This is a genomic window from Pseudomonas sp. NPDC089406, assembly GCF_044900265.1.
Lineage (GTDB): Bacteria > Pseudomonadota > Gammaproteobacteria > Pseudomonadales > Pseudomonadaceae > Aquipseudomonas > Aquipseudomonas fakonensis.
In genome coordinates this window covers 16267-27329 of the sequence record NZ_JBJDNC010000063.1, presented here as the reverse complement: position 1 = coordinate 27329, position 11063 = coordinate 16267, and the positions used below count along the sequence as shown (strand labels likewise).

Genomic DNA, 11063 nt, shown 5'->3' with positions numbered 1-11063 from the left:
CTGGCTCATGGAATGGCGGGCTTGTAGAGGACAGTTGGAAGGAGGGCTATTTCAGCACAGGTCAGATGACCTGTGCTGACTTGATCGGAGAATCCCTAAGGAATATAGCTAAGCAATCCATTCATATTCTAAAATGTTAGTACTAATTGGTTTTATATTACGTTTTACTATTTAGGTCCCTAGATAACGGAGTGTTGGTCGTTGAAAGCAATTTCTCTCCTCCCCGCAGGCCTAGCGCTTCTTGCTGCCTGTTCATCTGCCTTCGCTGGCTCAACCCTTGAACGTGTAGAAAGTAAAGGCGAGCTCACCGGGGTACTGATGGAAAACTACCCTCCGTTCTCGTTCCTGAATGATCAGAATCAGCTCGAGGGGTTCGACGTTGATGTCGCCAAGGCGGTAGCTAAACGGCTTGGGGTGAAGCTCAAACTCGAAACACCGTCGTGGGATGTGATCGCGGCTGGACGCTGGAGTGGGCGCTACGACATCTGTGTGTGCTCCATGACGCCAAGCAAAGCGCGGGCAGAGGTATTCGATTTCCCTGTCGAGTATTACCAATCACCCGCGGTCATCGTGGTCAACGCCAAGGACAGCATCATCAGCTCTGGTAAAGAGCTGTCTGGAAAGAAGGTAGGCGTAATCAGTGCGTCCACCTATGAAGCCTATCTGAACAAGGATCTCGTCATCGAGGGGGCTGAGGACAAACCCCTGGCGTACCCATTTGACACCGTCCAGGTCGCACCCTACGACAACGAAACCGTAGCGTTCCAGGATCTGGCGCTAGGCACCGGGGTACGGTTGGATGCCATGGTCACCAATCTCATTACGGCTAAAGAACGCATCGCCCAGGATCCTCGCTTCAAGATTGCCGGTGAGACCCTGTATGCCGAGCCGAACGTAGTCGCCGTTGAGAAAAACGATCGCCAGTGGAGTGAAAAGGTCGCCCAGGTTGTGACTGAGCTCAAGGCAGATGGGACGCTGACCAAGATCTCCGAAAAATGGATTGGCGCCGATATCACTAAATGACAGCCCTTAATCCGCATCCGGCCAAAACCGCGCTGGCGCCCAGCCCGCAGAGGGATCGCATCCGGCGAATCTTTGGCTTCAAAACCCGCTTGTACCTGACATGGGCGGCATTGCTCGGCGCCTGTATATTTTTCTTCCTGAGCTTCGACCTCAAGTTCTCGATCATTCTCGATAAGCTGCCAAACCTGGTTGGACTCAAACTGGGGCCCAATGGGTTCCTGCAGGGCGCCGCACTGACGTTGTTCCTGTGCTTTTGCTCGATCTGGCTGTCGCTGGTGCTGGGGTTCGTAACAGCGCTCGCGCGGCTTTCTCGAAGCGCTGTGGCCTTTGGAGTAGCGAGCTTCTACGCCTCCTTTTTCCGTGGCACGCCTTTGCTTATCCAGATTCTGCTTATTTACCTGGGGCTGCCCCAACTCGGCGTAGTGCCAGGCGCAATCAGTGCGGGCGTTATCGCGCTGTCCCTCAACTACGGGGCCTACCTGAGCGAGATTTTCCGTGCAGGTATCATGGCGGTGCCACCCGGCCAGCGCCAGGCAGCAGTGGCGCTGGGAATGAACCCGACCACGACGTTCTTCCACATCATCCTGCCTCAGGCGATGCGCACGATCATTCCTCCGACCACCAGCCAGTTCATCTCCATGCTGAAAGACTCATCGTTGATTTCAGTGATGGGGGTATGGGAAGTGATGTTCCTGGCGCAGTCTTACGGCCGCTCTTCGTACCGCTACATCGAGATGCTGGCCACCGCCGCACTCATCTATTGGCTTCTGTCCATTGGGCTGGAGCTTGTCCAACACCGGCTTGAGCGCTACTACGGCAAAGGCTTTCAGGATCAACGATAAGTTGAGTGCTGACACCAATGATTACAGGAACAGCGATGTGCGACCCTAAACCCCTATTGTTTGCCCTTTACGAACAAGCCAGTGTCGGCTGCGGTGGCGCGCCGAGCTTGTGGACACATCCGGCCGACGAGCGCCTGGCAGCCAACACCTTCGAGTTCTGGGCCAACCAGGCACGCATCGCTGACCAGGCCAACCTCGACATGCTGTTCTTTGCAGATGTGTTGGGCTTCTATGATGTGTTCGGCGGTAACGCGGAGTCAGCCGTGAAGTGGGCCGTCGAGGCGCCTGCAAATGACCCGCTGATGATCATCCCGGGATTGGCAGCGATCACGAAGAATCTGGCGTTCGGCGCTACCGTGTCCACGACCTACGAGCATCCTTTTGCCCATGCCCGACGGTTCAGTACGCTTGATCACATGACCAACGGCCGGATTGCTTGGAACATCGTTACCTCCTACCTTTCCAGCGCTGCGCGCAATTTCGGTCTGGAGGAAATGCTCAAGCATGGAGATCGGTATGAGCGCGCCGAGGAGTTCATGGACGTGGTCTACAAGCTGTGGGAGGGCAGTTGGGCAGATGACGCTGTGGTCGCCGACAAAACCCGCCAGGTGTACGCCCAAGGCGACCGGGTCAAGCCGATCGACCATGTGGGAGAACGCTATCGAGTGGCGGGGCCTCATCTTTCCGCTCCGTCCCCACAGCGAACGCCACTCCTGATTCAGGCGGGTTGGTCAGGAAGAGGGCGCGAATTCGCGGCCAAGCATGCTGAACTGATCTTCATAGCCAAGTCGAACCCTCATGAAATTCGTCAAGGGTTGGAAGAAATTTGGACGATGGCTGAGGCACGTGGTCGCGCTCGGGATGACGTGCAGTCGCTTACAGTGCTGCGCATCGTGACGGCGAAAACCGAGATTGAAGCCCAGCGCAAATACGACGAGCTCCAGAGCAACTATCACCTGGAAGCACAACTCGTCAGCTATGCCGGCGACACAGGTATCGACCTGAGCCGCTACGCGGACAGCGATGCGTTGTCGACTCATACCGAGGGTCTTACTTCCTACATGATGCGACCCGACGGAAGCGGCAAGCCTCTAACCGCCGGGGACGTCAGGAAGCGCTTTGCCAATGTTACACGGGGCACCGATCTGATCCTGGTTGGCACGCCGGAGCAGGTGGCAGACAGAATCGAGGAACATGCACGGATCTCGGGTACGAGTGGCTACATGCTCAACCCCTTAACTAGCCCTGGCACATTGGAAGACTTCGTGGAACTGGTGGTGCCAGAGCTGCGAAAGAGAGGGCTCTACCGAACCAGTCCTCAGAGCGGGAGTTTCCGATCCAGGTTGAGAGCTGACGGATCTAGCCGCCTGCCAGCGTCCGCCTACGGCGCCTCTTTCCGCTTACCCGCATAACCGGGACAACGTACAGCCATGCTCTTGGCTCATTTGCCGTAAGATATGGGCGCGTGAGCTCCACTATGTGCTAGATGAACGCAGACTACTCAAAATGGCTCTGAGGGTCAGGAGAATAATTAAAGCGAAGAGATGGAGAGAAGAATCGCGTCGAAACCTGTCGTAAGTCCTGTGACACAGCTGAACCAAGCTGCGGAAGCATTGTCACCTTCATTGGATCCGAAAAAAGATATTCGGAACCCGGCTCGCTCGACAGAGGCCCTGGACCGAAGCCCCCGCCAGCGATTCTAGGATGAACGCAGCTGGAGGCTGTGTGCCATGATTTCAATCAGAAGCTCTTACCACCCGATTGATGCCGCAATTTTGTGGTGTGACCTTGCCGCCTATCAGGATGAGATCTTGCGTGTCGACGTGTCCCAACCGGGTTGCCTGCGAAAGCATTTTCCGCAGTGGCCCTCGCTGCAAAAGCACCTTGAGTGTATCTGCGATGCGATTATCTGCGGAGAGCTGCCCGCGACTTACTTGGGGCGGCCGATCAGTTCAGACCACCAGGTACATCATGAGTACTGCTCGGTACGGCGTGCCGATCTACTGGTCTGGTTCAAGCGTACTTTTCCTGATCAGAAACCCGCCTTCCTGTTTCCTCCAAATCTTGATCATTCAGATTGCATCAGCTTGACCGCTCATTTAGTACAGGAAGCAGAAATTGACGCTTCCCAGCGCACTATTGAAAAGCTGCGCCAAGAGCTGGCGGCCACTACCGAAGAAATGGCAACGCTTGTGAGCTGCAACCGAGAGCTGTCAGAGCGACTGGAGGCCTGCGGCATACCCTCAGAAGTCTCCGAGGGTGCGCATAACACCCTGATCGGTGCCGTGCTGGAAGCCACCTTGGGGAAATCAAACAGCGGCCAGATACAGTCCATCTATCCAAGCCAGGCGGCCTTGGTCGAGGAGATCACCCGCCGTTTCCCGGGAGTGAGCGGCCTTAGCAAAAGTACCCTTGATCGGAGATTTGCCGAGGCTCGCCGCCATTTCGCCCAGGTTTTCCGGGCGTGACGCCGCATTGTCAGGCAATGCCAGCCATTGCCTGACAATGTTTTTTCCCTTCAGCGAGCCTTCACTGACTGTCACATCCCACCACGCGCCACCCGGCGCTACGGAGTGACATCATGCAACAGACCAGCCCTACCCCCGTCCCTGCCGACCGCCACATCATGCGCCGCGACGAAGTGGAGCAGAAAACCGGCTTCAAACGTTCGCACATCTACAACCTGATGAAGGCCGGCCAATTCCCGCAATGCCGACGCATCGGTACCCGTGCCGTCGGTTGGGATTCGCTGGAAATCGAGCAGTGGGTCCAGGACCGGCTGTGCAGCGGGGACTGAATCATGGACGTCCTTTCGCTGATCTCGACCAAGGGCGGCGCGGGCAAGACCACCGTCGCCGCCAACCTCGGTGGATTACTTGCCGATGCAGGGCTTCGCGTGTTGCTGCTGGACCTGGACAGCCAGCCAACGCTGTCCAGTTACTACACCCTGCGTGAACCCCGTGAGTCAGGCAGCTACGAACTCATCGCTCATGGGCTCACGACACCGGAGTCGGTGATCTCTTCCACCGTCATTCCACACCTGGACATGATCGTTTCCAACGACCGCGCCGGGCACATCAGCACTCTGCTTTTGCACGCCGCCGATGGCCGCCTACGGCTACGCAACCTGCTGTCCGCTTTCGAGGGTCAGTACGATGTGTTGATCATTGATACCCAGGGCGCCCGCAGCGTCGTGGTGGAGATGGTGATTCTTGCTACCGATTGCGCGCTGTGCCCGGTACCGCCGGAAATGCTTGCTGCACGCGAATTGCGCCGTGGCACCCTGGGACTGTTGGAGGAGCTGGAGCCCTACCGCTACCTGGGCGTCGCCTTGCCGTCGGTGAAGCTGCTGCTCAACCAGGTCAATGCCAATCGCCGCGACACCCGCTTGATCATGCAGAGCCTGCAAGCTTCCTTCCAAGCCGATCCGCATGTCAGTGTTTGCACCACGACGATTCCCGACCGCGTGGCCTACACCAATGCTGCCTCGCTGGGGCTTCCCGTGCACCGGGTGGAACCGAGGTCACCGTCCGGCAGCCGCAGTCCTTGCGCTGCCCGGGTGATGCGCGCGCTGGCAGTGGAGCTCTTCCCTCAGTGGACCGAACAGCTACTTGCCTTGGGAGTGCACGTGCGAGGCCAACAGTTTGCTGGACACGACCTGGTCCGGCGCGGCTAAACGGAGGATTGGTAATGAAGCCGCCAACGTCCGAAGACATTACGCGTCAGCTGCAGCAGACACATTTTCCGCAGAACCCCGGCCGCGAGGTTTCGTCCGTACCGATCGCCGATACCCCGATGGTGGTCAGCCTTGAGCAACTGCGCCCGTATGAGCTGAACCCACGCGTAGTGCGCAACCCTCTGTACGACGACATCAAGGCTTCAATCCGCGAACGCGGGCTGGACCAGCCGCCTTCCATCACCCGCCGCCCGAACGAAGCGCACTTCATCATCCGCAACGGTGGCAACACGCGCCTGAGTATCCTTGGCGAACTCTGGCAGGAAACGCGCGAGGAACGGTTTTTCCGCATCCACTGTTTGTTTCGACCCTGGCAGTCCGAGGCGCATGCGTTGCTCGGGCACCTGGCCGAAAGCGATCTGCATGGCCAGCTCACTTTCGTTGAGCGGGCCCTGGCTGTGGCGCAACTGCAGGGCATGCTTCAGGGGAGTGATGAGTCGCTGAGTCAGCGTGAACTCTCCTCACGCCTGAGCCAAGGCGGCTACCCGATCTCACAATCGCAGATCAGCCGCATGTTCGACACGCTTGAATACCTGCTGCCTGCCATTCCGCAGGTGCTGTACGCCGGCCTCGGTAAACCTACCATCGCCCGGCTCATCAGCTTGCGACGTCGGGCGGAGTCAATCTGGAACCAGCATTTCGGCGGAGCCCTACAGTTTGTGCAGCTCTGGCTCGAAGTGCTGTCGATGCATGACGGTGATAAGCCCGAGCTGGACGCGGGCGAGTTGCAGGACGAACTGCTGGCCAGGATGTCGGTGTTCCTCAAGCAGACACCTCGACTGCTGGCCTTGGAGTTGCACCAAGAACACCAAACTTCGCCACTTCAATCGAGTTCCGCCCGGCGCCTGCTCCAGGATCTACCCCCCGATGCACCGCCGCAGTCATCGGTCATCGACGACGTCCCCAAATCACCGACGGAGTCACCCAGACCAGATCAGGGCGAAAGCGACGGCGACACCACCCCGTTGCAAGCGCCACGTCTTCCCCACATCCGCCAGGCACTCACTGACGAACCGCCGTTCGACGAAAGATCGGACGACCCTGTACTTGTTCAGGTGCCGGTGGATTCGGCGCCACTCCAGCCTCTGGCGGAGGATGATCTCAGTGCCTTGCGGGAGCGCTGCGCCGCGCTGGCGGCCGATCTCGCCGCGTATGCCGATGCCAGTGCCATGGTCAGCCCGCACGCGGATGGCCTGGGTTTTACATTGCCCCCGGAACACGGCGAACAGATGAGCGCGCGTCACACCGGCATTCAGCTGCTGCTTTCCGCGCTGCTACGGCTGCAGGACGACGTGAGCTGGAAAGAACGTCAGCAGTTGCCCGCCGCCCTCTTTGGACAACTGCTTATCGGTGCCTACGACCTGCCTTTTGCCGAACGCCCAGCCCTAACGGTAGGCCTCGAGCGGCTCCCCGACGCCCAACTCGAGCAGCTGTTCATGCTGATTCGCCACGCCCGGCAGCTCATTGAGCTGACACTGTCGACCACTCGTTAACGTGAGGAGCTGCCTCATGAGCACGACCTTCAATTTGTTGAACCATGCCATGTTGAATCAGGTACTGCATGAGCTGCGCCATGGCCGGCTGCAGCGCTGCAAAGCCCTGGGGCTGGCCGATGAGGACATCGAGGTCTTGCAGTCGCTGCCGCCGACCACCCTTTCGCACCTGGCGCATTCGTCGATCGTCTGGGTGGAAGTAAAGGTCGATACCACGGTACTGCGCCGCCTCATTGCCCAGGCCGAACGTGACGAGCAGAACGAGCGGCTGATCAACCGGGCGCTCAAGCTGGGCGCGAGCTCCAACATCATGTACCGCTGCTTTGGCCTGGACCATTCGGAAACCGCGTTGCGCCGCCGCGTGCTAAAGATCGAGACCCACCGCGGCCGGCCGGTCCAGCTTAGCGAGGCCCAGGAGCACGCAGTGTGGAACCGTTGGAGCCAGTTGCGGGCGGAGGATCCCGACAACGATCCGTTGGACACGATGATGATGCTGGCCGAGGAGCAGCACATCACCCTGACCCTGGTCTGGCAGCAGGTCGAACTGTACGGAGGTGCACCGTGCTGAGTTTCTACGAAGTCGACTGGCAGGACGTGGTGCGCCAGTGCTACGACGCACTGCGCCGGCGGAATGAATGGCAAGCGGCGCAGGCCAAGCTGGCCGAGGCCGATGTGTCGCCAGCGGTGCGCACAATCTACTACGGCGACAACAATCCGCTGCCGATGGCGCTGCTGATGGATCGCCGACTGACACCGCTTGAGCGCAATACCTGGCAAGTGCTGCGCTGGCTTATCACCGAGCGCAAGATCAGAACCCCGCGCTACCAAGACCTGCAACCGTATCTGGCCACCAGCCCCTGCGGCACCCAAGCCTCGCGCGAGACCATTGCCCGCGCGCTCAACGTCTTGCGCACCACCCGCTGGCTCAGCCTGGTCGATCGCTCACGTGATGCCCAGGGTTGCCTGCGCGGCTGTGTCTATGTGCTGCACGGCGATCCGTTGACCCCGGCCGAGCAGCTCGAACTCGACAACGGCTACGCGACCCTGCTGCAGCAGAACATCAGTCATGCCACCAAAGGCGTGCGGGATGTGACGCAGCACGTCATTGAGGAGATCCAGGCCGATCCGCAGGTCGCCCAAGCAGACAAGGATCAGCTAGCCGCCGCAGTTCCGGTGCAACTGCAAGCGCTGCCACTGACGTGTTGCGACGGGGAAAAATCCGAACCTGGCGAGCGCCACCCCATTCGGGATTCTCGCGCTGCCCCCACCGATTCCGAACCTTGCGGCAATGCACCGGTTTCGGCTGACGTTCGGAATGCCGACGCTGGCCGTACAGTACAGAAAGACAAAAGCAAAAAAAGTACGGTACTGGGGCAGGTGGAATTTGGTCGAGCGCGATGGCCCGAGGACTTACCGCTGAATCCGACCGAGCGACGCATGGCCTCCCAGGCAATGCGTCAGCTCGAGCCGGAACAGCAACAAGCGGTAATCAACGAAGCAGCGGTGCGCTGCGCCCGCGGAGAGATCCGCAAACCGGTCGCCTACCTGATGGGTTTGATCAAACGCGCTTGCCAGGGCGAATTCACCTTGTGGGCCGCCCGCACTGATGCGTCGACCTCGGCGCCCACCCCTTCGCGGGCGGCGAAGTCCGAACCCATGCCACAGCCACCCAGCGAACCACCGCGCCGCAGCGGCCAGCGTACTGCCTCTCCCCTGGCCCTTTCCTGCCTCGAGGAACTGAAGCAACGCTGTCGCGGGGTCAGTGCGCCGACGTAGGTTGGACGTCGGTGGAATCAATGCCAATGCGATCATTTCCAGCGACGTCCACTGGCGGAAAAATGCGACCTCATCATCTTCGTGTTGATGCTCGTAGGCCTTCACGGACCAGCCCATCGTCGGCGTCATTCCGACGGCGAGGTACTGGCGATGGCCGATCACTACCAACTCAACCTGGGGTCCCTGCGCAGCAGCATCACCCTGACCCTGCACACCCATCATGCGGCGCGGCTATGGCAGGGCCGCTCCCGACGCGAGGGCGTGCATCCCATCCTCGGCATGCCTGGCTACATCGCCGTCACCAATCTGCTCAAGCAAGCCAGCAGCCAGGATGACCCCTACGCCGACTGGTTCATGCTGCAGCTGGAGGAAAAGCTGCTGCAGACCAAGGCCGAGATACGCAATTTAGTCCACCGGGTCAGTCAGGTGGAGCGCGACCTGCCCACCCAGGTCGATGTCGGTGACAACCTCAATATCCACCCGGTGACGCTACCGCTGTATATCGGCAGTCAGCTCGGCTTTCTCGCGGTCTACCTGCTCACCGATTACGACACCCTGGTCCGTCGTGTGCTGCTCGCCCACCACACCGCGCTGATCGGCCGGGTCGACATGGAAAGCTGGATCGATGGCGGCGCCCATCACCTGCGCAGCCTGCTCGGCCTGGCCCAGAACTACCGCCTGGCGGGCGTCACTCGGGGTGATATGGCCGCCAACAACGCCCGGGCCCGCGAAGCCCTCGAGAAGCTTGGAATCCCACCGAAGGACATTCTGGAAGGCGCCCGCCGCTCCCAGTTCGCGCCTCCGATTGTGCGCACCAGCGCGGGCTCTGTAACTGAGTCGCCTGAGTCGCTGGAGGCAGAGGCCCCGCCTCTACCGGATGTCTCGGAGGAAGGGGGTGAGGCATGACCTTGGCTGAGGCGATTGCCCGACGCTTGTCGACGGATGCCTATCGCGAGTTCGCACAAGGTGCCTCCCTAAAAGGCCTTTTAAAGCCTTTTAAGGGTAAGGGGGAGCTGCAGCAGTTTGCAGACACGATCCTGCGCCTGCGCACCCAGGTCGCCGAACTGATGGGGGTGATGCTGGCGATCACGGCGCAACCGCCGTTCGTATTGCTGGACCTGCGACTGGTCATCCAGCACAGCGCGACGGGCACCGATTTCCTGCGCTGGCGCAGTCCGGACTTTCAGCGCATGGGCGTGCAGGTGTGGCAGGCAGCGGTGGTTCATCCGCACCTGCACCCGGAGCTGCGGCAGGCGCTGTACCAACTGGAGACCAACCGTGTGGTGCTGAACCTGCAAATGAGCAGCCTGCAGTCGCTGTATCGCCAGGCCATCACCGGTGCCAGCAAGCTCCAGGCCGCAGAGCTCGCCCTTTCCCGTTCCCCCACCGAGGAGTAATCAGCATGAGTACTTTGTTTGTTGGCGAAGGCAACATTGGCAGCGTGCCGGAATTTCAGGAGTTCAACACCAACCCGGATGAACCGCGGCGCTTGCTGCGGCTGAACGTCTACTTCGACAACCCGGTGCCGCGCGAAAGTGGTTACGAAGACCGCGGCGGCTACTGGGCCCCGGTCGAGCTGTGGCACCGCGACGCCGAGCACTGGAGCACCTTGTACCAGAAAGGCATGCGCATCCTGGTCGAGGGCCGCACGGTCAAAGAGGAATGGGAGGACAGCGAGGACAACGCGCGGGTGACCTTCAAGGTGGAGGCTCGGCGCATCGGCATCCTGCCGCACCGCCTGGCGTCGGTGTCCATGCGTGAAAAAGCGCAGGAAAACGCCGGTTCCGGGCGCAAGGGGGGCGGCAAGAAAGCCCCACGCAAGACCGATTGATGACGTGGTACTCAGTGGAACGAGCGCCCGTCGCGCGATACCTCTGGGGTTTTTACGCCCTTCCCGGCGGGCAATCCAGGCTATCGGGCACTGTTCAGCTCCGCCGGGACCTCCCTTCCCCATCGCCATGCAACACATGCGAAACCTCTGCCAGATACTGGTCCAGGGCAAGGAACGCCTGCCAGTGCTCCGGGCTTTCCTGAACCCAGGCGATCAATGTGGCGCGCGCCTCGGCATTGTCGGGTTCCAGGTGGGTGGCCATGAACAACTCGTAGGCCTTGATCGCGAGCGCATCCGTCTGACGCTGGTTTGATCCGTGCAAGGGCTTGCCTCCGTAGTGACGGGCGGGTCTTACAGGTATT

Annotated in this window: 13 protein-coding genes; 12 read left to right on the top strand and 1 reads right to left on the bottom strand. The window is 60.1% G+C overall.

The window, feature by feature from the left end; translation table 11 throughout:
* The first annotated feature begins 201 nt into the window (after positions 1-201).
* From ACI2KK_RS27330 to ACI2KK_RS27275, 12 genes are all read left to right on the top strand, one after another.
* Positions 202-1023, top strand: a complete 822-nt coding sequence (locus tag ACI2KK_RS27330) for an ABC transporter substrate-binding protein (RefSeq protein ID WP_404671404.1) — start codon at positions 202-204, stop codon at positions 1021-1023.
* On the top strand, positions 1020-1865 hold the full coding sequence (locus ACI2KK_RS27325) for an amino acid ABC transporter permease (protein ID WP_404671403.1): 846 nt from the start codon (positions 1020-1022) through the stop codon (positions 1863-1865). Before ACI2KK_RS27330 ends, ACI2KK_RS27325 begins: the two co-directional genes overlap by 4 nt.
* Before the next feature lie 35 nt (positions 1866-1900).
* Positions 1901-3277 carry an LLM class flavin-dependent oxidoreductase gene (locus ACI2KK_RS27320; RefSeq protein WP_404671402.1) on the top strand — a complete coding sequence of 459 codons (1377 nt, stop codon included), beginning with the start codon at positions 1901-1903 and terminating at the stop codon, positions 3275-3277.
* A 318-nt stretch (positions 3278-3595) separates the two neighbouring features.
* Positions 3596-4333, top strand: a complete 738-nt coding sequence (locus tag ACI2KK_RS27315) for a hypothetical protein (RefSeq protein ID WP_404671401.1) — start codon at positions 3596-3598, stop codon at positions 4331-4333.
* Between the two features lie 113 nt (positions 4334-4446).
* Positions 4447-4662, top strand: coding sequence for an AlpA family transcriptional regulator (locus ACI2KK_RS27310; protein WP_404671400.1), 216 nt, complete (start codon positions 4447-4449; stop codon positions 4660-4662).
* A 3-nt stretch (positions 4663-4665) separates the two neighbouring features.
* Positions 4666-5541, top strand: a complete 876-nt coding sequence (locus tag ACI2KK_RS27305) for a ParA family protein (RefSeq protein WP_404671399.1) — start codon at positions 4666-4668, stop codon at positions 5539-5541.
* A 14-nt stretch (positions 5542-5555) separates the two neighbouring features.
* Positions 5556-7094: a ParB family protein gene (locus tag ACI2KK_RS27300; RefSeq protein WP_404671398.1), complete on the top strand. Its 1539-nt coding sequence runs from the start codon at positions 5556-5558 to the stop codon at positions 7092-7094.
* 16 nt (positions 7095-7110) lie between these two features.
* Positions 7111-7662, top strand: coding sequence for a DUF2857 domain-containing protein (locus ACI2KK_RS27295; RefSeq protein ID WP_404671397.1), 552 nt, complete (start codon positions 7111-7113; stop codon positions 7660-7662).
* Positions 7656-8870 (top strand): STY4528 family pathogenicity island replication protein, encoded by a 1215-nt coding sequence (locus ACI2KK_RS27290; protein ID WP_404671396.1) that lies wholly within the window; start codon positions 7656-7658, stop codon positions 8868-8870. The genes ACI2KK_RS27295 and ACI2KK_RS27290 overlap by 7 nt, the downstream gene beginning before the upstream one ends.
* A 150-nt stretch (positions 8871-9020) precedes the next feature.
* Positions 9021-9776, top strand: a complete 756-nt coding sequence (locus ACI2KK_RS27285) for a PFL_4669 family integrating conjugative element protein (RefSeq protein WP_404671395.1) — start codon at positions 9021-9023, stop codon at positions 9774-9776.
* On the top strand, positions 9773-10267 hold the full coding sequence (locus tag ACI2KK_RS27280) for a DUF3158 family protein (protein ID WP_404671394.1): 495 nt from the start codon (positions 9773-9775) through the stop codon (positions 10265-10267). The genes ACI2KK_RS27285 and ACI2KK_RS27280 overlap by 4 nt, the downstream gene beginning before the upstream one ends.
* A gap of 5 nt (positions 10268-10272) precedes the next feature.
* Entirely contained in the window at positions 10273-10701 is a 429-nt protein-coding gene (locus ACI2KK_RS27275) for a single-stranded DNA-binding protein (protein ID WP_404671393.1), read from the top strand.
* Between the two features lie 94 nt (positions 10702-10795).
* On the opposite strand, the gene ACI2KK_RS27270 is transcribed toward ACI2KK_RS27275, so the two are convergent.
* On the bottom strand, positions 10796-11023 hold the full coding sequence (locus ACI2KK_RS27270; protein WP_279854926.1) for a hypothetical protein: 228 nt from the start codon (positions 11021-11023) through the stop codon (positions 10796-10798).
* Positions 11024-11063 lie beyond the last annotated feature (40 nt).